Below are 25,554 nucleotides of genomic sequence, written 5' to 3' on the forward strand. Positions count from 1 at the left end.
ACCCACCATCACTGGCAGGCCGGGGTTGTCAATCTGGCGTTGACTTTTGGCACGCTGTTGAGTTCTCAAGGTACGGACGCTTCCTTCGTTCCCGTCTCCGGGCCCTCCGGGCGCTTCCTTCGTTTCCGACTCTATCAGACTCTTTCGCGTCCGATTTCCTCGGTGCTTTCCGGCCTTTCGGCCTTCCGGCGGTTCCGACTCTATCAGATCCTTTCGGGCCTGATTTCCGGTTTCCCGGGTCAAGTCGGTTTGTCTTCCCGGCTGTTCGGCCGTTCCGACGAGTGAGACTTTAGCGGAATCCCGGCCCCCGATGCCAATCGGGGCTGCGTCCTTATCGAACGCGGATTCCTCATTTCGCAAAAGCGCACGAAAAACGAGACGGCGATGCTCGCCGTTCGGATCGAGTGGTTGGTGCGGAATGGCTGTCCGGGGACCGACCGGAGTCGGCGCTCACGTCGGACAACTCGGAGAACACTACGTACGGGCCAAGTACGTGTCAACCCCGGCCCAGGGGCCATCCGGGTGGTCCTGGGCGGGGGTTGGCGGAGGGGCCGCGGAGGGTCGGTCGGGGGGCTAGCCGTTGCCCGAGGCCAGCTCACGGCTGCGGTCGCGGGCCGCCTCCAGGGCCGCGATCAGGGCGGCCCGTACGCCGTGGTTCTCCAGTTCGCGGATCGCGCTGATCGTGGTGCCCGCGGGTGAGGTGACCGCCTCGCGGAGCTTGACGGGGTGTTCGCCGCTGTCGCGGAGCATCACGGCGGCGCCGATGGCGGCCTGCACGATGAGGTCGTGGGCCTGGGCGCGCGGCAGGCCGAGCAGGATGCCGGCGTCGGTCATCGCCTCGACCAGGTAGTAGAAGTACGCCGGACCCGAGCCGGAGAGCGCTGTGGCGGCGTCCTGCTGGGATTCCGGGACGCGCAGGGTCTTGCCGACGCCGCCGAAGATCTCCTCCGTATGGGCTAGGTGGGTCGGGGTGGCGTGGCTGCCCGCGCTGATGACGGACATGCCTTCGTCGACCAGGACGGGGGTGTTCGGCATGACACGGACGACCGGGGTGTTCGGGGCGAGCCGTTCCTCGATGAACGCGGTCGGGATACCGGCGGCGGCACTGATGACCAGGCGGTCCGGGGCGACGTGCGGGGTGAGCTCGTCGAGGAGGCGGCCCATGTCCTGGGGCTTCACGGCGAGGATCAGGGTGTCGGCGCGCTTGGCGGCGTCGGCGTTGCTGACGGAGTCGACGCCGTAGCGGGTGCGCAGTTCCTCGGCGCGTTCCGGGCGGCGGGCTGTGACGAGGAGGTTCGCGGGGTTCCAGCCGGCGCGGATCATCCCGCTCAGGAGGGCTTCGCCGATCTTGCCGGTGCCGAGGACTGCGACGGTGTGGGTCATGCGGTCACCCTCCGGGTGGTGCGGGGTCGCTCCGTGGTGCGGGTCTGCCCTCGTCATCCTCGCACCGTGCGGGGCGTGGGGGGTGGGGTGTCCGATGGGCGGTACGGCGGTACGGCGGTACGGGTGGGGTGCCGTGTTCCGTACGCGTTTCAGGAGGTGCGGCGGCGCAGGGTCGCGGCGCCCAGGGCCAGGACCAGCAGCGCGCAGGCGGCGACGATCAGGATGTCGCGTACGAACGTGGTGGTCGGGTCGGGGTGGTGGACGATCTGGGTCATCGCGTCGACGGCGTACGACATGGGCAGGGCGTTCGAGACGGCGTGCAGGGCGGGCTGCATGGAGTCGCGCGGGGTGAGCAGGCCGCAGAGCAGCAGCTGGGGAAAGATCACGGCCGGCATGAACTGGACCGCCTGGTACTCGGAGGCCGCGAAGGCCGAGACGAAGAGGCCGAGGGCCGTGCCCAGGAGGGCGTCGAGCAGGGCCACCAGCAGGAGGAGCCACGGGGAGCCGAGCACGTCCAGGCCCAGGACCCACAGGGAGACGCCGGTGGCCAGGGCCGACTGGACGATGGCGAGCAGGCCGAAGGCGAGGGCGTAGCCCGCGATGAGGTCGCCCTTGGCGAGCGGCATGGCGAGAAGGCGTTCGAGGGTGCCGGAGGTGCGTTCGCGCAGGGTGGCGATCGAGGTCACCAGGAACATCGTGATCAGCGGGAAGATCCCGAGCAGGGACGCGCCGATGCTGTCGAAGGTGCGGGGCGAGGCGTCGAACACGTACCGCAGCAGGGTGATCATCGCGACCGGGACGAGGAGCAGGAGCGCGATGGTGCGGGGGTCGTGGCGCAGCTGGCGCAGGACGCGGGCGGTGGTGGCGAGGGTGCGGGCGGGGGTGGGGGTGGTTCGGGCGGTGGGGGTGGCCCGTCGGGTCGGGGTGGGAGTGGGGGTGGGGGTGCTTGTGGTCGTGGGGGTGGTCATCGTGCTGCCTCCTTCTCGGGGAGCGGGGTGCGGTCGTCGAGGTCCGCCTCGTCCACGAGGGTCAGGAAGGCCTCTTCGACGGTGGCCGCGCCGGTACGGGTGCGGAGGGCCTCGGGGGTGTCCTCGGCCAGGATCCGGCCGTCGCGCATCAGGAGCAGGCTGTGGCAGCGCTCGGCCTCGTCCATGACGTGCGAGGAGACCAGGATCGTGGTGCCCCGTTCGGCGGCGATGGTGTGGAAGAGGTTCCACAGGTCGCGGCGCAGGACGGGGTCGAGGCCGACGGTCGGTTCGTCGAGGACGAGCAGTTCGGGGGTGCCGAGCAGGGCGACCGCGAGGGAGACGCGGCTGCGCTGGCCGCCGGAGAGGTGGCCCGCGAGGGTGTCGGCGTGGGTGGTGAGGGCGACGTCCGTGATGGCGCGGTCCACGGCGGTGGTGCGGGTGGTCCGGTGGGGGTGGCCGGGCTGGAGTACGGCGGCGAAGTACTCCAGGTTCTGACGTACCGTCAAGTCGTCGTAGACGGAGGGTGATTGGGTGACGTACCCGATCAGGGGGCGCAGGACCGGGGAGCCGGCGGGGCGGCCGAGGACGGTGAGGGTGCCGGAGACCTTGGCCTGCGTGCCGACGACGGAGCGCATCAGGGTCGACTTTCCGCAGCCGGAGGGGCCGAGGAGGCCGGTGATGCGGCCTCGGGGGACGGTGAAGTGGAGGTTGTGGAGGACTTGGTGGGGGCCGCGGGTGACGGTTAGGGCGGTGGCGGTTAGGGCGGGGGTGGGGGTGGGGGTGGGGGTGGGGTTTGTTGGGGGGTTGGGCGGGTGGCCCGGCTTATAATTCATCATGTGTTGAATATTGCGGGGGGAGGGGGTGGGCGTCAAGGAGGTGGGGGGCGGTGGTGTGGTGGCTGGGGTGTTGGTCTCCCCGCCCCGCCCCTTCCCGAAAGCCCTCGGCGGGCGGCCGGGTGGGGGTTGCTGCCGTGGCTGCGTCCCCGGCCCGACAGGCGGGGCCTGCGGCCCCTGCGCCCCGCTCGTAGGTGACCTGCGGGCCGGTGGGGGGCTGATCGCGCAGTTCCCCGCGCCCCTGAAGGCACGGGCCTGCGGCCCTGTGCCCCCCCGCCAGGCCCTGCCGGCCCGCGCGCCGAGCCCCGGGACCGTCGACGCCCGGCGCGCGCCGTGGCCGTGCTCGTCCACAGCCTGTGGATTCATTCGCGGAAACGGGTTCAGGACTTTGGCGGGTCGGGACTCGTGGCCCCATAAGCCCGCAAATCGGTCGTCGGGGCCGGGGCGCGGCCCCTCCGCGCGGGGCAGGCCAGGACTGGGGCGGCGGCCGAGGAGGTGCCCTGGGCAGGGGGCAGTCCGAGGAGGTGCCCCGGGACGGATTGGCAGCCAGAAAGCCCCCCGGGGCCGGTGGCCGCCGGAAATGCCTCTGGGTCGGGGGGCGTCGGAGTGCAACCTCCGGCCACGCCGGCCGGTGGCAGTCAGAAGTGGGCGGAGTGCAGCCCCCGGAGACGTGACCCGGGGGCTCCGGGGCGGCCGGGGAAAAGGCCCCCGGGCACTAACCCCGCTTCGGCCTCTTCCGGGCCTTCCGGCGTTCCTGGCGCTTCAGTGCCTCCTCGTACTCCCTGCGGTGCAGGGACTCGCCGGGGGCCTCGCGCAGGGCCCGGAACGCGTAGGCCAGGAGGGAGCCCACGAAGCCGATCGCCTTCAGGCCCTGGAGGGAACGCTCGCGTTCGGGGTCCGTGGGGCGGGCCGAGAAGCCGTCCCAGGTCTTGCGGAACGCCATCGCGCTGCACAGCGCGAACATCACCACGACCAGGACGGTCACGAAGGCGCCGGTGTCCGCGATCTGGAGGCCCTCGTACGCGAGGCGCAGCACGACGCACGCCGCCACCGCCGCCGCCAGGGCGCCGATCGCCACCCCGGCGCGGCGCAGGCCGTAGCCGCCGTCGTGGTCGACCCACGTCGTACCGAAGAAGCGGATGGGCTCGGGCTCGGGGCCGCCCGCGCCCGTGCCGTCGGCGTTCTGGTCGCTCATGGGTCGATTATCGCCGCTCCCGGGGGGCGGCTAGCCGCAGCGGACCGCCACGTAGCCGTCGCTGCCCGTCCGTACGTACGCGTCCGACACGTACTGCCCGTTGGCGATGTTGTCCCAGATGTTCGACGTGCCGTACGGGCCGGAGACCGTCGTACCGGGGCACTGGCAGTTGATCGGGACGCTCACCCCGGTGGGGAGCACCTTGATCACCGGGTATCCCGTGCCGGGGCCGCTGCGGACGTTCAGCTGTACGCCCGGCGCCACCGGGTACCGCTTCGTCGTCGTCTCACTCGTCTCACTCCGCGCACTCTGCACACCCGCGAGCTCGTCCGTAGCCATGTCCTGGCCTCCCCCGTCACCGTCACTCTGCGTACGCCACGCACGCGACCCGCAGGCTAGCAAGCCCCTCGGGTCTCGCACGCATCATCGACTAGGCTCCGAGCGTCGCGCTCGGGGACGAACACACGGGGGTGGGCGATGCCGCCGTTGCGCAGCACGGGGCCGGGCCCGGAAGCGGAACGTCCGGGGGTACCGGAGTACGCCGGGCAGTATCTGCTGGAGTCGACGCTCGGCTCGGGTGGCATGGGTGTGGTCCATCTGGCCGCGTCCGCCTCCGGTCTGCGTCTGGCCGTCAAGGTCGTCCATGCCGAGCACGCCAAGGACCCCGAGTTCAGGGCGCGGTTCAGACAGGAGGTGTCGGCCGCGCGGCGGGTGAGCGGCGCGTTCACCGCGTCCGTCGTCGACGCCGATCCGGCCGCCGCGCGGCCATGGATGGCGACCCTCTACATCCCCGGGCCCACCCTCGCCGAGGAAGTGAAGCGGAACGGGCCCCTTGAGGCCTCGCAGGTGCGGCGCCTGGGTGCCGGGCTCGCCGAGGCGCTGCGGGACATCCACCGGGCCGGGGTCGTCCACCGCGACCTCAAGCCGAGCAACGTGCTGCTCGCCGCCGACGGGCCGAAGGTCATCGACTTCGGCATCTCGCGCCCGTACGACAGTGATCTGCGCACCGAGACCGGGAGGCTCATCGGCACGCCGCCGTTCATGGCGCCGGAGCAGTTCCAGTCGCCGCGCGAGGTGGGGCCGGCCGCCGATGTCTTCGCGATGGGCGCGGTGCTGGTGCACGCGGCGACGGGGAACGGGCCGTTCGACTCCGAGAGCCACTACATCGTGGCGTACCAGGTCGTCCACAACGAACCCGATCTGAGTGGGGTTCCCGACGACCTCGTTCCGGTGCTGAGCGCTTGTCTCGCCAAGAAGCCCGAGGACCGGCCCACGCCGGACGAGCTGATGGCGGAGCTGCGCTCGGCGGCGTACGGCACCGAGGCCTTCATCCCGACCCAGCGTTTCAGCAATCCGGTGGAGAAGGTGCCGGGGCGGCCCTGGCCGGGCGGTGACCAGGACGGCTCCGACGTGCCGACCCACCGGCGGGAGGCCGGGCCGTCCTCGGCCGCTCCCCGGCGGGCGGCGCGCCGGCCGCTGCGGTGGGCCGCCGCCGCTGCCGCCTTGGTGGCGGTGGTCGCGGGTGCGGTGGTGGGCGTACGGATGGCCGGGGGCGGGGACGGCGGTGATCCGCGGGGGGCGGAGGCGTCGGCCGGGGCGGGGCGGGCGTTCACGCCCTGGGCCGTGTCGCTCGCGGGGCGCGGGAGCGGGAACCGTACGCCTGCCTGCTCGCTCGGCGGCGGGGCGCTGTACTGCGCCGCCCCCGGTGTCACGGCGGCCCGGCTCGATCCGGCGAGCGGGCGCGTCCTGTGGTCGGTGAAGGCCACGGGCGCGGGTGGGCGGGTGGCCGACGACGGGCAGCCCCGCATCTCCGGCGGGCTCGTCCTCGTGGCCCCGCCGGGCGCGGGCCGTATCGAGGCGCTCGACCCGGCGACGGGCGCCAGGCGCTGGACCCGCCCGCTCCCGGGGCGCGGCGCCCTCGCCTTCGGCGACTCCTCCGTCCTGTTCACCAACAGTGGCGGTGAGGTGCGCTGTCTGGACAGCGCGAGCGGTGAGGAGCGCTGGCACGGGCGGCCCGCCGCCGCGACGGCGCAGTGGGTGGCGGCGCCCGGCGGCACCGCGCTGTACGCCGTCTCGGTGGCCCAGGACGCGGCGAACTCGCTGGTCACGGCCGTCGCGCCGGACACCGGGAAGGTGCTCTGGACCAAGCGGCTGCCGGGCTCGCTGGGGCCGGTGGGGGCGGGCGGGGGCGCGCTCACGCTGCTGGCGGTGGACGCGGAGAGCTTCACTACGGAGGTCGTACGCCTGGACACCGCGAGCGCCGCCCGGCCCGTGCGCCGCACCCCGCTGCCCGCTCCCGTCGACCAGGCTCAGGCGGCGGTCGACGGTGACACCGTGTACGTGTTCGGGGCGGGCGGGGCGCTGCTGGCGGTGGACGCCGGGCGGGGCGCTCAGGTGTGGCGCCTGGAGACGGGCGCGGCACGGGCGTCGCGGCCGGTGGTGGGGGGTGGGCGGGTGTATGTGACGGCGTCCGACGGGCGGCTGCTGGTGGTGGACGCGGGGCGGGGGGTGCTGGTGGGGCAGACCGGGCCGCGGATGGCGTCGGGCCGCGACACCTTCACGCCGAGCCTGCCGGCGCCGGTGGTTGGGGGTGTGGGGGCGGGAGCGGGTGTTGGTGCCGGTGCCGTGGTGTACGGGAGCGCGCCGGACGGGGTGGTGTTCGGGGTGCGGGCGGGGGCGCTGGGCCGGGGGTGAGGCGGCGGCCGGCCGGGGCCGGGGTGCCGCTGTGCCCACCCGTGCCGCCCCTGGCGGCACGACTGCCCACAGCGGGGGGGGTTGGGGGGGGCGCGGGGAACTGCGCGAGCAAGCCAGCACGGTCCGCAGACGAAAACAGCGGGGCGCAGGGGGCCGCAGGCCCCGCACGGGGGTTGGCGGGGTCAGCCCAGTTTGGAGACGTCTCGGACCGCGCCCCGGTCCGCACTCGTCGCCATCGCCGCGTACGCCCGCAGCGCCGCCGACACCTTGCGCTCGCGGGACTTCGGGGCGTACACCCCGCCCAGCGCCGCGCGGCGTTCGGTCAGTTCCGCCTCGGGGACGAGGAGTTCGATCGTACGGCTGGGGATGTCGATGCGGATGCGGTCGCCGTCCTCGACCAGGGCGATCGTGCCGCCGGACGCCGCCTCGGGCGAGGCGTGGCCGATGGACAGGCCCGACGTACCGCCGGAGAAGCGGCCGTCGGTGACCAGGGCGCAGGACTTGCCCAGGCCCCGCCCCTTGAGGAACGACGTCGGGTACAGCATCTCCTGCATGCCGGGACCGCCCCTGGGGCCCTCGTAGCGGATGACGACGACGTCGCCCTCCTTCACCTCCTTACGGAGGATCTTGTCGACGGCCTCGTCCTGCGACTCGCAGACGACCGCCGGGCCCTCGAACGTCCAGATGGACTCGTCGACGCCGGCCGTCTTCACGACGCAGCCGTCCTCGGCGAGGTTGCCGCGCAGGACCGCGAGGCCGCCGTCCTTGGAGTACGCGTGGGCGGCGTCGCGGATGCAGCCGTTCGCCGCGTCGGTGTCGAGCGTCTCCCACCGCTTGGACTGGGAGAACGCGGTCGCCGAGCGCTCGCAGCCGGGCGCCGCGTGCCACAGCTCGACGGCTTCCGGCGTCGCCGAGCCCCCGCGCACGTCCCACGCGTCCAGCCACTCCTTGATGGAGCGGGAGTGGACGGTGTGGACGTCCTCGTTCAGCAGGCCCGCGCGGTAGAGCTCGCCGAGGATGGCGGGGATGCCGCCGGCGCGGTGCACGTCCTCCATGTAGTACGTGGTGGTGGGCGCCACGTTGGGCGCGACCTTGGCGAGGCACGGGACGCGGCGCGAGACGGCGTCGATGTCCCGGAGGTCGTACGCGAGGTCGGCCTCCTGCGCCGCGGCGAGCAGGTGCAGGATCGTGTTGGTGGAGCCGCCCATGGCGATGTCGAGGGCCATGGCGTTCTCGAACGCCGCGCGCGTGGCGATGGAGCGGGGCAGGACGGAGGCGTCGTCCTGCTCGTAGTACCGCTTGGTGATGTCGACGACCGTGCGGGCCGCGTTCTCGTACAGGGCGCGGCGGGCGGTGTGGGTGGCGAGGACCGAGCCGTTGCCGGGCAGGCTGAGGCCGATGGCCTCGGTGAGGCAGTTCATCGAGTTGGCGGTGAACATGCCGGAACAGCTGCCGCAGGTGGGGCAGGCGTTCTCCTCGATGCGCAGGACGTCCGCGTCGGAGATCTTCTCGTTGGCGGCGTCGACCATGGCGTCGATGAGGTCGAGCTTGCGGACGGTGCCGTCGACGAGGGTGGCCTGACCGGCCTCCATCGGGCCGCCGGAGACGAAGACGGCGGGGATGTTGAGGCGCATCGCGGCCATCAGCATGCCCGGGGTGATCTTGTCGCAGTTGGAGATGCAGATGAGGGCGTCCGCGCAGTGCGCCTCGACCATGTACTCCACGCTGTCCGCGATGAGGTCGCGGGAGGGGAGGCTGTAGAGCATGCCGCCGTGGCCCATCGCGATGCCGTCGTCGACCGCGATGGTGTTGAACTCGCGGGGGACTGCTCCGGCGGCGAGGATCGCGTCGGAGACGATACGGCCGACGGGGGCGAGGTGGGTGTGCCCGGGCACGAACTCGGTGAAGCTGTTCGCCACCGCGATGATCGGCTTGCCGATGTCCGCGCCGGCTACGCCCGAGGCACGCATCAGGGCGCGGGCGCCGGCCATGTTGCGGCCGTGGGTGACGGTGCGGGACCTCAGCTCGGGCATTGCGGTCGCTCCTCAGCATCCAGATAGCCGGATCGGGCTGCTTCGAGCGTACGCCTCGACTCCAGGATCCGGACAGCTCGTCCGGATGGCGGGATGCCCGGCTCGGTATCCGGAAGCTCGGGGCCGCCGGCCGGGCCCGGAGCGGCTCCGGCCCGTCCGACGGGTGCGGCCCGGGTCAGCCCGGGTCAGCCCGGGTCCGTCAGATACCTCTGCAGCGTCGGCGCCACCATCCGGACGATCTCCTCCGGGTCCGCCGACGCCATCGGCTCCACCTTGATCACATAGCGCAGGACGGCGATCCCCACCATGTGCGACGCCGCGAGTTCCGCGCGGAAGCGGGGGTCGGGGACCTTCAGCTCCGCCGCGACGCGCTCCAGGACGCGGCGCAGCACGAGGGTGCGCAGGACCTTCGCCGCCGCCTCGTGGGTGAGGGCCGAGCGGAACACCGCCAGGAGCTGCGCGCGCGTGGCGGGGTTCTCCCAGACCTCGATGAAGTAGCGGGCCATGCGCTCACCGACGCTGTCGAGGGGGGCTCCGGCGCCGACCACCGCGGGAGCCAGCTGGACCGGCTCCAGGGTCATCTCCACCGCCGCCTCGAACACCTCGTCCTTGGTGCCGAAGTAGTGGTGGACCAGCGCCGCGTCCACGCCGGCCGCCTTGGCGATGCCGCGGACCGACGTCTTGTCGTAGCCGCGCTCGGCGAACTCGGCGCGGGCCGCCTCCAGGATCCGCTGGCGCGCGCCGGGGCCGCTGTCGGCCTCCGCGCGCGGGGGCCGGCCCCGCCCGCGGCGGCGCGGGGCGGACGCGGGGGCGGCTTCGGTCACCGGCGGACCTTCGACGCCAGGTGCAGCCGGGTGAAGGCGAGCGCCTCCGCGAGGTCGGCCTCGCGTTCGGCCGCGGACATGGCCCGGCGGGTGTTGACCTCGATGACGACGTGCCCGCCGAAGCCCGTGCGGGCGAGCCCTTCGAGGAGCTCGGCGCACGGCTGGCTGCCCCGGCCCGGGACCAGGTGCTCGTCCTTGGCCGAGCCCTTGCCGTCGGCGAGGTGGACGTGCGCGAGCCGGTCGCCCATGCGGTCGACGAGCGCCATGGCGTCGGTGCGGGCGGTCGCGGCGTGCGAGAGGTCGACCGTGAAGTGCCGGTAGTCGTCCTTGGTGACGTCCCAGTCGGGTGCGTACGCGAGCATCTCCCGGTCGCGGTAGCGCCACGGGTACATGTTCTCGACGGCGAACCGCACATCCGTCTCGTCGGCCATCCGCCAGATACCGGTGACGAAGTCACGGGCGTACTGGCGCTGCCAGCGGAACGGCGGGTGCACCACCACGGTGGAGGCGCCGAGCTTCTCGGCCGCGGCTCTCGCCCGCTGGAGCTTCACCCACGGGTCGGTCGACCAGACCCGCTGGGTGATCAGCAGACAGGGGGCGTGAACGGCGAGGATCGGCACCTGGTGGTAGTCCGAGAGCCGTCGCAGGGCCTCGATGTCCTGGCTGACCGGGTCGGTCCAGACCATGACCTCGACGCCGTCGTACCCCAGGCGTGCGGCGATCTCGAAGGCCGTCGCCGTCGACTCCGGATAGACCGAAGCCGTCGACAGGGCGACCTTCGCATCCGGGATGCGCACTACTGGTTCTGCCACGGAGACAGCCTACGGGCACCCGCGACGGCGCCCGCGAGGGGACCGTCCACCTGGCCGGAACCCGATGCCCCCGCCGGGTCCGCCGCCCCGGACGCCCCGGCCGCCCCGCCCGTCATCCCGTCGGCAGCTGGTCCAGATGGCGCAGGATCACGCCCTCGCGCAGCGCCCACGGACAGATCTCCAGCTCCTCCACGCCGAACAGGTCCATCGCCCCCTCGGCCACCAGCGCCCCCGCGAGCAGCTGGCGCGCCCGGCCCTCGGAGACGCCCGGCAGCGTGGTGCGCTGCTCGGTGGTCATCGCGGCGAGCTTGGGCACCCACTCCTCCAGCGACCGGCGGCTCAGGGTGCGCTGGACGTACACGCCCTCGGTGGAGCGGGCGGCTCCCGCGATCCTGGCCAGCTGCTTGAAGGTCTTGGAGGTGGCGACCACGTGGTCCGGGGAGCCGGTGCGGGCGAACTCGCCGACGGTCCGGGCGATCTGCGCGCGGACGTGGCGGCGCAGCGCCCGTACGTCGGAGGGGTCGGGCGGGTCGCCGGGCAGCCAGGCCGCGGTGAGCCGGCCGGCGCCCAGCGGCAGCGACACGGCCGCGACGGGCTCCTCGTCGATCCCGTACGCGATCTCCAGGGAGCCGCCGCCGATGTCCAGGAGCAGCAGTTTCCCGGCCGACCAGCCGTACCAGCGGCGGGCCGCCAGGAAGGTGAGGCGGGCCTCCTCCTCGCCGGACACGACGCCGAGGTCGACCCCGGTCTCCTCCTTGACGCGGCCGATCACCAGGTCGGCGTTGCTGGCCTCGCGTACGGCGGAGGTGGCGAACGGGAGCATCTCCTCGACGCCCTTGTCCTCGGCCGCGATCAGCGCGGTACTGACCGTGGCCACCAGCCTGTCGACGCCCTCCGGCCCGATCGCCCCGTCCTCGTCGAGGAGTTCGGCGAGCCTCAGCTCGGCCTTGTGCGAGTACGCGGGCAGCGGCGCGGCACCGGCGTGCGCGTCCACCACCAGCAGGTGAACCGTATTCGACCCCACATCGAGGACTCCGAGTCTCATGGGCTGAACGCTACTGCCGTCGCGGACATACGCTTGTCCCGTGCCAAAGACGAAAAAGGCGAAGCCGGGCAAAGCCAAGACCCCCAGGACTCCCGGGCCGCGGGCGGACGAGCAGGGGGTCGACTTCCCGCGCGCGTGGGTGGAGTTCCCCGACCCCGCCGACGACGAACAGGTCTTCCGCTGCGATCTCACGTGGCTGACCTCGCGGTGGACATGTGTCTTCGGCAGCGGCTGCCAGGGCATCCAGGCGGGCCGCGCCGACGACGGCTGCTGCACGCTCGGCGCGCACTTCTCGGACGAGGACGACGAGAAGCGCGTGGCGGGGCACGTGGCGCGGCTCACGCCGGAGCTGTGGCAGTTCCACGACGAGGGCACCCAGAACGGCTGGGTCCAGCTCGATGACGACGGCGAGCGGCAGACCCGCAGGTGGGAAGGTTCCTGCATCTTCCAGAACCGGCCCGGCTTCGCGGGCGGCGCGGGCTGCTCGCTGCACATCCTGGCGCTGCGCGAGGGCAAGGAGCCGCTGGAGACCAAGCCGGACGTCTGCTGGCAGCTGCCGGTGCGGCGCACCTACGACTGGATCGACCGGCCGGACGAGACGCGTGTGCTGCAGATCTCGATCGGTGAGTACGACCGGCGCGGCTGGGGGCCGGGCGGCCACGACCTGCACTGGTGGTGCACCTCGGCGACCTCGGCGCACGGCGCGGGCGAGCCGGTCTATGTGACCTACCGGCCGGAGCTGACCGAGCTGATGGGCAAGGAGGCGTACGACGTGCTCGTGGGCCTGTGCGAGGCGCGGCTCGCCTCCGCGCTGCCGCTGGTGGCACCGCACCCGGCGGACCCGGCCCGCTGAGGGCCCGGCGCCCCGCCCCGGCCTCATGAGGACTGCGGCGGGGACGCCGAGCCGCTCGGGGTGTCCGGCGGTGTGGTGGGCGCCGTCGGCGTCGGTGACGGCGCGGACGGGGTGGGCGGGGGGCTGGTCGGTGTCGGGGAGGCGGGCGGCGTCGTCGGCGGTGTCGGGTCGGGCGAGGACGGGGTGCCGGGTTCGGGCGAGACGGGCGGGACGGCCCGGGTGCCCTGCCCCACTCCGGTGAGCCTGACGACCGCGCCCGAGGGCCGCACACCGACCTGGGCCGACCAGTGGCCGCGCGGTTCGCGCGCGTGGTCGACCGACACGGACACGGAGACGCTTCCGTCCGCCTCCAGCGTCCCGCCCGTACGGCTGAGGACGAGCCACGGCGCGTCGGTCCACAGCGACCAGGTCACCGGCGCGTCGCCGCTCGCGGTGAGCGTGAGGACCGTCACACCGCCCTGCGAGCGCGCCGAGACGGTGAGTTCGCCGGGGCCCGTGGGACTGGCCGAGCCGGGGCTGACGACCTCCACGGAGACGTCGGCGGGGGGCCGGCCGCCGCGGCCGACGCGGGGGTCGGGGTCGGTGCGGGCGTTGCCCGCGTTCTCGTAGCGCTCGTACGGCAGCCCCGCCGGGCCGCTGTCGGCCTCACTGGCGGTGATCTTGGCGCCGTCGGGGGACTCGCCGGTCGCGGGGGCGCCCCGGTAGGCGGCCCAGAGCGCGAAGGCGGGCGCCGCCACCACCGTGGCCACCACCGTGGTGGTCACGGCACGCGCGCGCAGCCGGTCCCGGCGGGCCGCCCGGTCCTTGGGGTCCATCGGGAAGCCGGACCGGTCGAAGCGGGGGCCGCTGCCGCGGGTCCGGGGGACGTGGAGCATCGCCGCGTACGCCTCCGCGCGCGGGGCCTCGGCCAGCGGCAGGGCGGCCGGGGTGACCGAGGAGCCCGGCCAGGGTCCGGCGGCGCCCGCGCGCTCGGCGGCGCGCCGGCAGCGCGGGCAGTCGTCGACGTGCCGGACCAGCTCGCGGCGCAGGGCGGCCGAGAGCAGCACCTGGTGGTCGCCGATGAGCCGGGCCACCGCCGGGCAGCCGCCGGTCTCGACGACGGCGAGCGCGGCCCGGGTCCGCTCGACCTCGCAGGCGCCGGCCGCGAGCAGCTCGCGGGCGGCCGGGTAGCTCATGCCGAGGACGGCGGCGACCTCGCGCGGGCCGAGCCGGTGGCGGACGGCGAGCTCCAGGGCCTCGCGCTGCTCGGGCGTGGTGCCGGCGGCCTCGGGCCAGGCGAGCAGGGCCAGTTCGCGGTGCCGGCGCTCGGCCTCCTCGGGGGCGGCCGAGGCGGCGGGGTCCTGCTCGGAGGGCTGCGGGCGGCCGGTGTGGGCGCCCTTGCGCGCGCGTCTGCGCTCGGCGAGCTTGCGCAGACAGGACCAGCGCGCCAGCGCGTACAGCCACGCCTTGCGCTCGGCCTCGGGGTCGGGGCAGCGCGCGTGCTGCCGCTCGGAGACGGCCAGGACGTCACCGAGGACGTGGACGGCCTCGTCGTGGTCGCAGAGCACGGACAGGCAGTACGTGAACAGGCCGTCGAGATACGCCTCGTAGCGCGCGGGCGGGCGCTGGGTCAACGTCCGGGGCGCGCCGCGCTGGGCCCGGTGTGCGCCGGTGGTGTGCGTGGGGTGATCCAGACCGCTGCTCTTCACCCGGCGAAGGTAGGCGCAGGATCCCGCGTCCTTCGTGCCGCTTGAGCACTTTTACTCCTTACGGGTGAATGTATCCCTCAAAAGGGGACAGGAACCGTGCCTTCTATCGCGGAGGCTTGCCTTCCCCGGTGTGGAACGTTGCCTTCCTCCATGTGGGGGAACGCCTTACGGCCTTGTGGGGGAACGCCCTACGGCCTTGTGGGGGAACGGCCCGCGGCGGTGGACCCGGGCCGCGCGGGGCCGCCGCCCGGCGGCGCTGTCAGTGGCCGCCGCTACGGTGACGTCATGGCTACCCGTACGAAATCCGCGAAGGACCGGCCGTCCTACCGCTGCACCGAATGCGGCTGGACGACCGCCAAGTGGCTCGGCCGCTGCCCCGAGTGCCAGGCCTGGGGGACGGTCGAGGAGTACGGCGCGCCCGCGGTGCGGACGACGGCGGCGGGCCGGGTCTCCACCGCCGCGCTGCCGATCGGCCAGGTGGACGCCCGCCAGGCCACCGCCCGCTCGACCGGCGTCGCCGAGCTGGACCGGGTCCTCGGCGGCGGGCTCGTGCCGGGCGCGGTGGTGCTGCTCGCCGGGGAGCCGGGTGTCGGCAAGTCCACGCTGCTGCTCGACGTCGCCGCCAAGGCGGCCCGCGAGGAGCACCCCACGCTGTATGTGACGGGTGAGGAGTCCGCGAGCCAGGTCCGGCTGCGGGCCGACCGGATCAACGCCCTCAACGACCATCTGTACCTGGCGGCGGAGACGGACCTCTCCGCGGTCCTGGGCCATCTGGATGCGGTCAAGCCGTCCCTGCTCGTCCTCGACTCCGTACAGACGGTGGCCTCTCCGGAGATCGACGGGGCGCCCGGCGGCATGGCACAGGTGCGCGAGGTGGCGGGCGCGCTGATCCGGGCGTCCAAGGAGCGCGGGATGGCGACGCTCCTGGTCGGCCATGTGACCAAGGACGGCGCGATCGCGGGTCCCCGTCTGCTCGAACACCTCGTGGACGTGGTCCTCTCCTTCGAGGGCGACCGGCACGCGCGCCTGCGCCTGGTGCGCGGCGTGAAGAACCGGTACGGGGCGACGGACGAGGTGGGCTGCTTCGAGCTGCACGACGAGGGCATCACGGGCCTGACCGACCCCTCGGGTCTCTTCCTCACCCGTCGGGACGAGCCCGTGCCGGGTACGTGTCTGACGGTGACCCTGGAGGGCCGCAGGCCCCTGGTGGCCGAGGTCCAGGCGCTCACCGTGGACTCGCAGATCCCCTCGCCCCGGCGCACCACCTCCGGCCTGGAGACCTCCAGGGTCTCGATGATGCTGGCGGTCCTGGAGCAGCGCGGGCGGATCACCGCGCTGGGCAAGCGCGACATCTACAGCGCCACCGTCGGCGGCGTGAAGCTCTCCGAGCCCGCGGCGGACCTGGCGATCGCCCTCGCGCTGGCCTCGGCGGCGAGCGACACCCCGTTGCCGAAGAACCTGGTGGCGATCGGCGAGGTGGGGCTCGCGGGCGAGGTCAGAAGGGTCACGGGCGTCCAGCGCCGACTGGCCGAGGCCCACCGCCTGGGGTTCACGCACGCGCTGGTGCCGTCCGACCCCGGGAAGGTCCCGGCCGGTATGAAGGTCACGGAAGTCGCCGACATGGGGGACGCGCTGCGGGTGCTGCCGCGCGGGCGTCGGGCCGAGGCCCCGCGGGCGGAGGAGGAGCGCCGGTAGACTTTGCCGTCGAACGTCTGCGACCGGAGGAGTGCAGTGGCAGCCAACGACCGGGCAGCGGGATCCGGCAAGTCCGGCACAGGCTCCGGCAACGAAGCGCTGATGCGTGCCGCGCTGAGCGCGGTCGCGCCCGGCACCGCACTCCGTGACGGCCTGGAGCGCATCCTGCGGGGCAACACGGGCGGCCTGATCGTCCTCGGCCTCGACAAGACCGTCGACTCGATGTGCACGGGCGGCTTCGTCCTGGACGTCGAGTTCGCCGCGACGCGACTGCGCGAGCTGTGCAAGCTGGACGGCGCGCTGGTCCTGGACAAGGACATCACCAAGATCCACCGGGCCGGGGTCCAGCTGGTCCCCGACGCGGGCATCCCCACCGACGAGACGGGCACCCGCCACCGCACGGCGGACCGGGTGTCCAAGCAGTGCAACTTCCCGGTGGTCTCGGTCTCGCAGTCCATGCGCCTGATCGCGCTGTACGTGAACGGGGAGCGCCGGGTCCTGGAGGAGTCGGCGGCGATCCTCTCGCGGGCGAACCAGGCGCTGGCGACGCTGGAGCGCTACAAGCTGCGCCTGGACGAGGTGGCCGGCACGCTCTCCGCCCTGGAGATCGAGGACCTGGTGACGGTCCGGGACGTCACGGCCGTCGCCCAGCGCCTGGAGATGGTCCGCCGGATCGCCACGGAAATCGCCGAGTACGTGGTGGAGTTGGGCACCGACGGCCGGCTGCTCTCGCTCCAGCTGGACGAGCTGATCGCGGGCGTCGAGCCCGAGCGGGAGCTGGTGGTCCGGGACTATGTGCCCGAGCCGACGGCGAAGCGCTCGCGGACGGTGGCCGAGGCGCTGACGGAGCTCAACGACCTCACCCACGCGGAGCTCCTCGAACTGCCCATAGTGGCGAGAGCGCTGGGCTACAGCGGATCGCCCGAGACGCTCGACTCCGCGGTCTCGCCCCGCGGGTACCGCCTGCTGGCCAAGGTGCCCCGGCTGCCGGGCGCGATCATCGAACGCCTGGTGGAGCACTTCGGCGGCCTCCAGAAGCTGCTGGCGGCGTCGGTGGACGACCTCCAGACCGTCGACGGGGTCGGCGAGGCGCGGGCGCGGAGCGTGCGCGAGGGGCTCTCGCGGCTGGCGGAGTCGTCGATCCTGGAGCGGTACGTGTAGGGGGGTTTCCCCCACCCCGCCCCTTCCCGAAAGCCCTCTGGCGGGCGGCCGGGGTTTTGGCCGGGGGCCGGGACTTTGGGCCGGGAGGCCGTCTGCGGGTTGTCTGTGGCTGGTCGCGCAGTTCCCCGCGCCCCTGGAAACCCTCGTTCGTCTGCGGACCGTGCCCGCTTCTCGCGCAGTTCCCCGCGCCCCCAGGTAGTTGGGGGCGCGGGGAACTGCGCGACCAGCCCACCACCGTCCGCAGACGAACACTGACCCCCGCGGGTCTCAGTCCTTGGCGAGGGAGAAGGGGGCCCGGGCCACCGGCAGGCCCGTCGCCTGGACCTCGAACAGGTACGTGCCGGGGGAAGCCGCACCCGGCGGCGGCGTCGCGCACCGCGCCGCGCTCCGCGTCCGGTCCCAGGCCACCACCCGTGTCACCGTCGCCTTGCCCGGCACCTGGAACAGCTCGCTGCCGGCCCCGTTCACGCAGTCGTCCGACGCCCACACCTTGTCGTCGCCGGAGTCCGTCACCACCAGGACCGCCCCCTTGGGCCCGAGGTCCGCCTTGCAGGTGGAGTCGGCCGTGTTCTCGACGGAGATGACGACCTGCGGCTTCTCCCCGGGCGCGTAGGTGTTCTTCAGGCTGTGGACCGTCAGCTTCAGCTGTCCGGGCGCGCAGACCGGCAGCGAGGACCCGGCGGGCACCTGGCGTGCCGTACCACCGCCACCACCGCCGCCGCCCGAGGAGCCGCCGCCCACGGCGCCCGCGCCGCCCACCGAGCCCGAACCCCCGCCGTCCGCGCCCCCGTTGCCGCCGCCCCCGTCGGACGACGCGCCCGCCGTACCGCCGGAAGAGGCACCACCTGAGGAGGCCCCGCCGGAGGAGCCCGAGGACGAGGTGCCCGGGGACTCGTCCCGGCCGCCCGGCGCCGTACTGATCGCCGGCCCCGAACTCCCCGGCCCCGGGGTGATCGAGGGGGCCGGGTGGGCGCCCTTGTCGTTGCCGCTGCCCTTACCACCGCCCCCGCCACCGGAACTGACGGCCCATAGGATCACCACCACGAGCAGCGCGAGCAGGGACAGCGCGACTGCCCTCCGTCGCCAGTAGATGGAGGAGGGAAGCGGCCCGACCGGATTGCGCAGAGATCCCACGGGCGAAACTCTACGAGAGTTCCGCCCCAACTCCCGCCCCACCCGCCGCTCGCCCCCGCAACTTTTCCGGATCATCATTCCGGAGGTCGATGTTCCATACTGTCCGTCACCATGGATAGCGATCTCTACCGCGACATCACCGACTTCGCCCACGACACGCCCTCGTGGATGCAGCACTTCGTCGAGCTCTGGACGGAGGTGGGGCTGCTCCTGTTCGGCGTGCTGTTCGTCGCCTGCTGGTGGCGGGCGCGCCGGGCGGATTCCACGACGATGGCACTGGCGCTGCTCGCCCCGCTGGCGACCGCCGTCGCCTATGTCTCCAGCGAGGTGATCAAGTCGCTGGTGGTCGAGGAGCGCCCGTGCCGCGCGGTCAGGGGCGCCGCCACCTCCCTGATCACCTGCCCGGTCAACGGCGACTGGTCGTTCCCGTCCAACCACGCCACCATCGCGGGCGGCGCGGCCGTCGCGCTCGCGCTGGCCTGGCCGCGCATCTGGGCGCTGACGGTGCCGATGGCGCTGGCGATGGCCTTCTCGCGGGTGTACGTCGGCGTGCACTACCCGCACGACGTGGCGGTCGGCCTGCTGCTCGGCACGGCCGTCGCGGTCCTCTTCGCCAAGGCCGGTACGCGCCCGGTGCGCTCCCTCGTCGAGTCGATGCGGGCGAGCGGCAACGGCGCCGCCGGATGGCTGTCCGGACCGGGCGCTCCGCTGCACGCCCGCCGCTGAGCGGCCCGCCGTACCCCTCGCACCCCCGTTCCGTGCCAGGATCGGGGGTGCCATGACGACGATGCCGACGACCGACCCCGACACGGTCTCCCCCGACGCCCTCCACACCCCCGTCCTCGGGTGGTTCGACCAGCACGCGCGCGATCTGCCCTGGCGCCGCCCGGAGGCCGGCGCCTGGGGTGTGATGGTCAGCGAGTTCATGCTCCAGCAGACGCCCGTGAGCCGGGTGCTCCCGGTGTACGAGCAGTGGCTGGCCCGCTGGCCGCGCCCCGCCGACCTGGCCGCCGACGCCCCGGGTGAGGCCGTCCGCGCCTGGGGGCGGCTGGGCTACCCGCGCCGCGCGCTGCGCCTGCACGGGGCCGCGGTGGCGATAACGGAACGGCACGGCGGTGACGTGCCGCGCGACCACGGCCAGCTGCTCGCCCTGCCCGGCATCGGCGAGTACACGGCCGCCGCGGTCGCCTCCTTCGCGTACGGACAGCGCCATCCGGTGCTGGACACCAACGTCCGCCGGGTCTTCGCGCGGGCCGTCACGGGCGTGCAGTACCCGCCGACCGCCACCACCGCCGCCGAGCGGCGCCTGGCCCGCGCACTGCTGCCCGACGACGAGGCGCGCGCGGCCCGCTGGGCGGCGGCCTCGATGGAGCTGGGCGCGCTGGTGTGCACGGCCCGCAACGAGGACTGCGGGCGCTGCCCGATCGCCGCGAGCTGCGCCTGGCACCTGGCCGGCAAGCCCGCGCACGACGGTCCCCCGCGCCGCGGCCAGACGTACGCCGGGACCGACCGGCAGGTGCGCGGCAAGCTGCTCGCCGTACTGCGCGAGGCGCTGGATCCCGTACCGCAGGCGGCGCTGGACGCGGTGTGGCACGAGCCGGTGCAGCGGGCCCGCGCGCTGGACGGGCTGGTCGCGGACGGGCTCGTGGAGCCGCTCGGGGACGGCGTGTACCGGCTGCCGCTGACCTGATCCGGCCCGGAGCGGGGGCCGTCGACCGATGGTCGCGACATCCGCGCACCGGTCCCCCGTGACGAACGCCGGGCCCCGCTCCCGACGGAGCGTCACACAGCGGGAACTCCCGGTCGAACAGGGCCCGTTGACCGGGTCCGACACGCTGCGGGATAGCGCTCCGTCACCGCGGGAACACGCGCCTACCCCGTGAAAACACCGCCCAAACCTTCGTTGTTACACAACCGATGGCTCACCGTGCGCCCCCCGACGGCTGCTCCGCACAGGCCCGTGACAACGGCTCCGTAGGTTCAGTCAGGCAAGTGGGACCGGCGGGAAAGTCACGGGGACGGAGGCGGTTGGGTATGGCGCACGGCGAGGTGCTCGAGTTCGAAGAGTACGTACGCACCCGGCAGGAGGCCCTGCTGCGCAGCGCCCGGCGGCTCGTTCCGGACCCGGTCGACGCGCAGGACCTGCTCCAGACCGCCCTGGCCCGTACCTACGGCCGCTGGGACGGCATCGCCGACAAGGCGCTCGCCGACGCGTATCTGCGCCGCGTGATGATCAACACGCGGACCGAGTGGTGGCGCGCCCGCAAGCTGGAGGAGGTGCCCACCGAGCAGCTGCCGGACGCGCGCATCGAGGACGGCTCCGAGCAGCGCGCGGACCGCGCCCTCCTCATGGACGTGCTGAAGGTCCTGGCGCCCAAGCAGCGCAGCGTCGTGGTGCTGCGACACTGGGAGCAGATGAGCACGGAGGAGACCGCCGCGGCCCTCGGGATGTCGGCGGGTACCGTCAAGAGCACGCTGCACCGGGCGCTGGCCCGGCTCCGCCAGGAGCTGGAGAGCCGCGAGCTTGACTTCCACGCTCTGGGCAACGCTGATGGACGTGTCGGCCGGGTGGGCCGTCAGGCCGACCGCCGGGTCGGTCGCAACGAGCGCGACGAAAAGGGGCGGGAGCGGTGCGCGGCCTAGGCAGAGGCACAGGGGGCGTACTGGCGGCGGGAACCACGGCGATGGCCGGGCTCGCCGCCTTCGGCCTGCTCGCGGCGGGCTGCTCCACGGGGGGCACCGGCACGCGCGACGAGGGCGAGGCCCGCACCGACAAGGTCAGCCATGCCTCCCCGACGCCCAAGGCCACGTCCGAGGCGCCCTTCAAGAAGGTCAACGCCGCACGGCTGCTCAAGGCCGACCCCAAGGTCAGTGAGCGCGTGAAGGCGGACCTGAAGCCCTGTGTGAAGGACGAGTACCCGATCGACGTCACCTACGGCCACATCACCGGCGCCGCCGGACAGGACGTCGTGGTCAACGTGATGACCTGCGGGGACGCGGTGGGGCTGGGCACCTATGTGTACCGCGAGGAGGGCTCCTCGTACGCCAATGTCTTCACCTCCGAGGAGGCGCCCGTCTACGCGGAGATCGACCGGGGCGACCTGGTGGTCACCCGGCAGATGTACGCCAAGGGCGACAAGCCGGCCTTCGCCTCCAGTGAGATCGTGACGACCTACCGCTGGGCGGGTACGAAGTTCGCCAAGCACGATCAGGTGGAGAACGACTTCAGCAAGGCCGTCGGCAACGACGAGGGGACCGAGGCGCCGGTGCCGGCCTCGCCCTGACCCGGGCGGCCCGGTGTGGTTGGGTTTGACCGTCCGCACCTTCAGGCAACAGCACCAGCGCAAGCGCAAGTCGAGGAACTGAGAGCAGCACGATGGCCGAGACCCATGTCCTGTTCGTCGAGGACGACGACGTCATCCGTGAAGCCACCCAGCTCGCGCTGGAGCGCGACGGCTTCACCGTGACCGCCATGCCCGACGGGCTCTCCGGGCTGGAGGCCTTCCGCGCCGACCAGCCCGACATCGCCCTGCTGGACGTGATGCTGCCGGGGCTGGACGGGGTGAGCCTGTGCCGCCGCATCCGCGACGAGTCGACCGTTCCGGTGATCATGCTGTCCGCGCGCGCGGACTCGATCGACGTGGTGCTCGGCCTGGAGGCCGGTGCCGACGACTACGTGACCAAGCCGTTCGACGGGGCCGTGCTCGTCGCCCGCATCCGCGCCGTGCTGCGGCGCTTCGGGCACGCGGGCGGCTCCGGAGCGGGCGCGGCGGAGACGGACCGGGACGTCGACGGCGGGCTCCTCGCCTTCGGCGACCTGGAGGTCGACACCGAGGGCATGGAGGTCCGCAAGGGCGGTGAGACCGTCGCCCTCACCCCGACCGAGATGCGGCTGCTCCTGGAGTTCTCCTCGGCGCCCGGTACCGTGCTCTCCCGCGACAAGCTCCTGGAGCGGGTGTGGGACTACGGGTGGGGCGGTGACACACGGGTGGTGGACGTCCATGTGCAGCGGCTGCGTACGAAGATCGGACAGGACCGGATCGAGACCGTGCGTGGCTTCGGCTACAAACTGAAGGCGTGAGGGGCAGAAGGCGTGAGGGGCGAGTGAGGCGGCCCGCTCTGCGGACCGGCGTCCGCTGGAAGATCAGTATCGCCATCACCGCCGTCGGGGCGCTGACCGTGATGGCGCTCAGCCTCGTCGTGCACAACGCGGCGCGGGTCTCGATGCTCGACAACGCGCGCGACCTCCAGCTCGACCGGGTGCTGTTCGCACAGCGCATCTACGAGACGAGCAAGCAGACCCGGTTCGGCGCGAAGCTCAACGACCCGGCGCTGCCGGCCGATCTGAAGGCCAAGACGGACCGGGGGCGCAAGGCCACGTCCGTGCAGGAGCCCAGGAGCGGGGTGCCGGACATCTGGGCGGCCGTACCGGTGGGCAACGGTGACGTCCTGTCGCTGCACAGCACGTTCACCGACCGCAGCTCCAACGTCATCTCCGACCTCGACCGGGCGCTGGTCATCGGCTCGGTCGCGGTCGTGTTCGGCGGGTGCGCGCTCGGCATCCTCATCGGCGGCCAGATCTCGCGGCGGCTGCGCAAGGCGGCGGCGGCTGCGACGAAGGTGGCCGAGGGGCACACGGACGTCCGGGTGCGGGACGCCATCGGCGGGGTCGTACGGGACGAGACGGACGAGCTGGCCCGCGCGGTGGACGCGCTGACCGACGCCCTCCAGGAGCGCCTGGAGGCCGAGCGCCGGGTGACCGCGGACATCGCGCACGAACTGCGTACGCCGGTGACGGGGCTGCTCACGGCCGCCGAGCTGCTGCCGCCCGGCCGGCCGACCGAGCTGGTACGCAACCGGGCCCAGGCGATGCGGACGCTGGTGGAGGACGTGCTGGAGGTGGCGCGGCTGGACAGCGCCTCGGAGCGGGCGGAGCTCCAGGAGATCGCGCTGGGCGAGTTCGTGAGCCGCCGGGTCGCGCTGCTGGACCCCGATGTGACGGTCCGGGTCGTCCACGAGTCGTGGGTCAACACCGATCCCCGGCGGCTGGAGCGCATCCTGGGGAATCTGCTGGGGAACGCGGCGAAGCACGGGCGCGGACCGGTGGAGGTCACGGTGGAGGGCCGGGTGGTGCGGGTCCGCGACCACGGGCCCGGGTTCCCGGAGGCCCTGCTGCGGGAGGGGCCGAGCCGGTTCCGTACCGGCAGCAGTGACCGGGCGGGGCACGGGCACGGCCTGGGTCTGACGATCGCCGCGGGGCAGGCGCGGGTCCTGGGGGCACGGCTGACGTTCCGCAACGCGGCACCGGAGGGGGCCGGGGGCGGACCCCGCTCGGCGGGGGGCGCCATCGCGGTGCTGTGGCTCCCGGAACACGCCCCGACGGCGACGGGAAGCTTCCCGGTGCTGCCGCCGCAGGTGTAGTGCCGGGTGGTTCCGCCCGCCCCCGCGCGGGGGCGGCCACGCGGATACGCCCCCGCGCGACCCGAAGGCCCCCGGAGCAGCACACGCTCCGGGGGCCTTCGGTACGTCAGGGGCGCGGGTCAGACCCGCTCGCGTACGGTCGGCTCCACCGCCGCACCCGCCTCGGCCGAAGCCGGCCCGTCGGCCTCGGCCGGCACCTGCGCGGGCTTGGCAGCCGCGTCCGGGCCCGCCCCGCGCAGCGGCACCTCCTTCACGAACAGCGAGGCCAGCACCGCCCCGAGGGCCACGGCCGCGCCGAGGACGAATGCCCCGTGCGTCCCGGAGGACACCGCGTGCTGGTACGCCTCGCGAAGCGGAACCGGCAGCTTCGCCAGGCTGGCCGCGTCGAGCTGGGCGGACCGCTCGGTGACCCCGGCCCCGCCGCGGGCCGACATCTCGTCCTGGACCCGGCTGTTGAAGAGCGCGCCCATGATGGCCACGCCGAAGGACGAGCCGAGCGTACGGGCCAGCGTGCTCGTCGAGGAGCCGACGCCGATGTCCCTCATCTCGACGCTGTTCTGCGCCACCAGCATGGTGATCTGGAGCAGGCAGCCCATGCCCGCGCCGAGCACCGCCATGTAGAGGCCGGAGGTGAGGCGGGTGGTGCCGGTGTCCATGGTGGACAGCAGGTACAGGCCCGCCACCATCAGGAGGCTGCCGACGATCGGGAACGCCTTGTAGCGGCCGGTCGAGGTCGTCACACGGCCCGCGAAGAGCGACACCACGGTCATCGACAGCAGCATCGGAAGCAGCAGCAGACCCGAGTTCGTCGCGGACGCGCCCTGCACGGACTGCTGGTAGAGCGGCAGGAAGAGGACCGCGCCGAACATCACGAAGCCGGTGATGAAGGCGATCGTCGCCATCAGCGAGAAGTTGCGACTGCGGAAGATGTGCAGCGGCACTATCGGCTCGGCCGCCTTCGTCTCCACGAAGAAGAAGCCGACCAGGGACGCCACCCCGAGCGCGATCAGCTCCATGATCCGGGCCGAACCCCAGGCGTACTCCGTCCCGCCCCAGGTGGTGACCAGCACGATCGCGGTGATGCCGATGGTCAGCAGCACCGTACCGAGGTAGTCGATCTTCGGCTTGGACTTCTTCTTCGGCAGGTGCAGGACGGCGGTGACCATCGTGAGGGCGACCGCGCCGAGCGGCAGGTTGATGTAGAAGGACCAGCGCCAGCCGAGGTGGTCGGTGATGGAGCCGCCGACCAGCGGGCCGCCGATCATGGCGATGCCCATGACGCCGGCCATCATGCCCTGGTACTTGCCCCGCTCCCGGGGCGGGATCAGCTCACCGATGATCGCCATGACGCCGACGATCAGACCGCCCGCGCCCAGGCCCTGGATCGCCCGGAAGCCGATCAGCTGGCCCATGTCCTGGGCCATGCCGCTGAGCGCGGAGCCCGCGAGGAAGACGACTATGGAGCTGAGGAAGGCGCCCTTGCGCCCGTACATGTCGCCGAGCTTGCCCCAGATGGGCGTGGAGGCGGCGGTGGCCAGGGTGTAGGCGGTGACCACCCAGGACAGATGGGCCATCCCGCCCAGGTCACCGACGATGGTGGGCATCGCGGTGCCCACGATCATGTTGTCGAGCATCGCGAGGAGCATCGCGATCATCAGGGCCAGCAGGACCACGCGGACGCTGCGCTGCTTGGGTCCCGTCTCTGGAGCCGCGGCCCCGTCGGCCTCCGGCTGAATCTGTTGTGCCATCTCTCCCACTCCCTGCCCCACACTTACTTGCCGCCCGGCTAGTTACTACACTGGGGAAAGTAGACCC

General features: G+C 73.0%; 23 protein-coding genes. 11 read left to right on the top strand and 12 right to left on the bottom strand.

Going from position 1 to position 25,554, the window contains the following annotated elements; genetic code table 11:
* The coding region (locus ACZ5ID_RS26475) for a hypothetical protein (RefSeq protein ID WP_468902658.1) at window positions 1-285 on the top strand (285 nt) is incomplete at its 5' end.
* Window positions 286-573: 288 nt separating this feature from the next.
* Here ACZ5ID_RS26475 and proC read toward each other — a convergent pair.
* The 5 genes from proC to ACZ5ID_RS26500 all read right to left on the bottom strand — a co-directional run bounded on the left by proC (window position 574) and on the right by ACZ5ID_RS26500 (window position 4,718).
* On the bottom strand, window positions 574-1,383 hold the full coding sequence (gene proC / locus ACZ5ID_RS26480; RefSeq protein ID WP_358837815.1) for a pyrroline-5-carboxylate reductase: 810 nt from the start codon (window positions 1,381-1,383) through the stop codon (window positions 574-576).
* A 149-nt stretch (window positions 1,384-1,532) separates the two neighbouring features.
* Window positions 1,533-2,351, bottom strand: coding sequence for an ABC transporter permease (locus ACZ5ID_RS26485; protein ID WP_468902661.1), 819 nt, complete (start codon window positions 2,349-2,351; stop codon window positions 1,533-1,535).
* The gene (locus ACZ5ID_RS26490; protein WP_468902664.1) at window positions 2,348-3,187 is read right to left on the bottom strand and encodes an ABC transporter ATP-binding protein; all 840 of its coding nucleotides are present in this window, start codon (window positions 3,185-3,187) and stop codon (window positions 2,348-2,350) included. The genes ACZ5ID_RS26485 and ACZ5ID_RS26490 overlap by 4 nt, the downstream gene beginning before the upstream one ends.
* A gap of 712 nt (window positions 3,188-3,899) precedes the next feature.
* Entirely contained in the window at window positions 3,900-4,379 is a 480-nt protein-coding gene (locus tag ACZ5ID_RS26495) for an EamA/RhaT family transporter (protein WP_468902667.1), read from the bottom strand.
* 30 nt (window positions 4,380-4,409) lie between these two features.
* The gene (locus ACZ5ID_RS26500; protein WP_468902670.1) at window positions 4,410-4,718 is read right to left on the bottom strand and encodes a peptidase; all 309 of its coding nucleotides are present in this window, start codon (window positions 4,716-4,718) and stop codon (window positions 4,410-4,412) included.
* Window positions 4,719-4,856: 138 nt separating this feature from the next.
* Between ACZ5ID_RS26500 and ACZ5ID_RS26505 the strand changes: the two genes are divergently transcribed.
* Window positions 4,857-7,073, top strand: coding sequence for a protein kinase domain-containing protein (locus tag ACZ5ID_RS26505; RefSeq protein WP_468902673.1), 2,217 nt, complete (start codon window positions 4,857-4,859; stop codon window positions 7,071-7,073).
* 182 nt (window positions 7,074-7,255) lie between these two features.
* Here ACZ5ID_RS26505 and ilvD read toward each other — a convergent pair whose 3' ends face one another.
* From ilvD to ACZ5ID_RS26525, 4 genes are all read right to left on the bottom strand, one after another.
* Window positions 7,256-9,106, bottom strand: coding sequence for a dihydroxy-acid dehydratase (gene ilvD / locus ACZ5ID_RS26510; RefSeq protein ID WP_468902675.1), 1,851 nt, complete (start codon window positions 9,104-9,106; stop codon window positions 7,256-7,258).
* A 185-nt stretch (window positions 9,107-9,291) separates the two neighbouring features.
* Entirely contained in the window at window positions 9,292-9,930 is a 639-nt protein-coding gene (locus ACZ5ID_RS26515; protein ID WP_468902678.1) for a TetR/AcrR family transcriptional regulator, read from the bottom strand.
* Window positions 9,927-10,742 (bottom strand): sugar phosphate isomerase/epimerase family protein, encoded by an 816-nt coding sequence (locus ACZ5ID_RS26520; RefSeq protein ID WP_406556910.1) that lies wholly within the window; start codon window positions 10,740-10,742, stop codon window positions 9,927-9,929. Before ACZ5ID_RS26520 ends, ACZ5ID_RS26515 begins: the two co-directional genes overlap by 4 nt.
* A 112-nt stretch (window positions 10,743-10,854) precedes the next feature.
* Entirely contained in the window at window positions 10,855-11,787 is a 933-nt protein-coding gene (locus ACZ5ID_RS26525) for a Ppx/GppA family phosphatase (RefSeq protein ID WP_406556909.1), read from the bottom strand.
* A gap of 40 nt (window positions 11,788-11,827) precedes the next feature.
* Here ACZ5ID_RS26525 and ACZ5ID_RS26530 point away from each other — a divergent pair, with 40 nt between their 5' ends.
* On the top strand, window positions 11,828-12,640 hold the full coding sequence (locus ACZ5ID_RS26530) for a DUF3109 family protein (protein WP_468902682.1): 813 nt from the start codon (window positions 11,828-11,830) through the stop codon (window positions 12,638-12,640).
* A gap of 23 nt (window positions 12,641-12,663) precedes the next feature.
* On the opposite strand, the gene ACZ5ID_RS26535 is transcribed toward ACZ5ID_RS26530, so the two are convergent.
* Entirely contained in the window at window positions 12,664-14,328 is a 1,665-nt protein-coding gene (locus ACZ5ID_RS26535) for a BACON domain-containing protein (protein WP_468902685.1), read from the bottom strand.
* Window positions 14,329-14,613: 285 nt separating this feature from the next.
* Here ACZ5ID_RS26535 and radA point away from each other — a divergent pair, with 285 nt between their 5' ends.
* Together radA and disA are read left to right on the top strand one after the other, a co-directional pair.
* The gene (gene radA / locus ACZ5ID_RS26540) at window positions 14,614-16,023 is read left to right on the top strand and encodes a DNA repair protein RadA (RefSeq protein WP_358836337.1); all 1,410 of its coding nucleotides are present in this window, start codon (window positions 14,614-14,616) and stop codon (window positions 16,021-16,023) included.
* Between the two features lie 36 nt (window positions 16,024-16,059).
* Entirely contained in the window at window positions 16,060-17,184 is a 1,125-nt protein-coding gene (gene disA / locus ACZ5ID_RS26545; RefSeq protein WP_406556550.1) for a DNA integrity scanning diadenylate cyclase DisA, read from the top strand.
* Window positions 17,185-17,451: 267 nt separating this feature from the next.
* Here disA and ACZ5ID_RS26550 read toward each other — a convergent pair whose 3' ends face one another.
* Entirely contained in the window at window positions 17,452-18,318 is an 867-nt protein-coding gene (locus ACZ5ID_RS26550; protein ID WP_468902689.1) for a hypothetical protein, read from the bottom strand.
* A gap of 111 nt (window positions 18,319-18,429) precedes the next feature.
* Between ACZ5ID_RS26550 and ACZ5ID_RS26555 the strand changes: the two genes are divergently transcribed.
* From ACZ5ID_RS26555 to cseC, 6 genes are all read left to right on the top strand, one after another.
* A complete protein-coding gene (locus ACZ5ID_RS26555) occupies window positions 18,430-19,044 on the top strand; it encodes a phosphatase PAP2 family protein (RefSeq protein WP_468902692.1) in 615 nt (204 codons plus the stop codon).
* Window positions 19,045-19,096: 52 nt separating this feature from the next.
* Window positions 19,097-20,008 carry an HhH-GPD family protein gene (locus ACZ5ID_RS26560; protein WP_406556120.1) on the top strand — a complete coding sequence of 304 codons (912 nt, stop codon included), beginning with the start codon at window positions 19,097-19,099 and terminating at the stop codon, window positions 20,006-20,008.
* 344 nt (window positions 20,009-20,352) lie between these two features.
* Window positions 20,353-20,961 (top strand): SigE family RNA polymerase sigma factor, encoded by a 609-nt coding sequence (locus tag ACZ5ID_RS26565; protein WP_468902696.1) that lies wholly within the window; start codon window positions 20,353-20,355, stop codon window positions 20,959-20,961.
* 41 nt (window positions 20,962-21,002) lie between these two features.
* Window positions 21,003-21,602, top strand: coding sequence for a hypothetical protein (locus ACZ5ID_RS26570; RefSeq protein ID WP_468902699.1), 600 nt, complete (start codon window positions 21,003-21,005; stop codon window positions 21,600-21,602).
* A 92-nt stretch (window positions 21,603-21,694) separates the two neighbouring features.
* Complete coding sequence (gene cseB, locus ACZ5ID_RS26575; RefSeq protein ID WP_468902702.1) at window positions 21,695-22,399, top strand: two-component system response regulator CseB; 705 nt, start codon at window positions 21,695-21,697, stop codon at window positions 22,397-22,399.
* A 23-nt stretch (window positions 22,400-22,422) separates the two neighbouring features.
* A complete protein-coding gene (gene cseC / locus ACZ5ID_RS26580; protein WP_468902705.1) occupies window positions 22,423-23,739 on the top strand; it encodes a two-component system sensor histidine kinase CseC in 1,317 nt (438 codons plus the stop codon).
* A 119-nt stretch (window positions 23,740-23,858) separates the two neighbouring features.
* On the opposite strand, the gene ACZ5ID_RS26585 is transcribed toward cseC, so the two are convergent.
* Window positions 23,859-25,487, bottom strand: a complete 1,629-nt coding sequence (locus tag ACZ5ID_RS26585; RefSeq protein WP_468902709.1) for an MDR family MFS transporter — start codon at window positions 25,485-25,487, stop codon at window positions 23,859-23,861.
* Window positions 25,488-25,554: the final 67 nt, after the last annotated feature.

The organism is Streptomyces sp. NPDC031670, assembly GCF_055580545.1.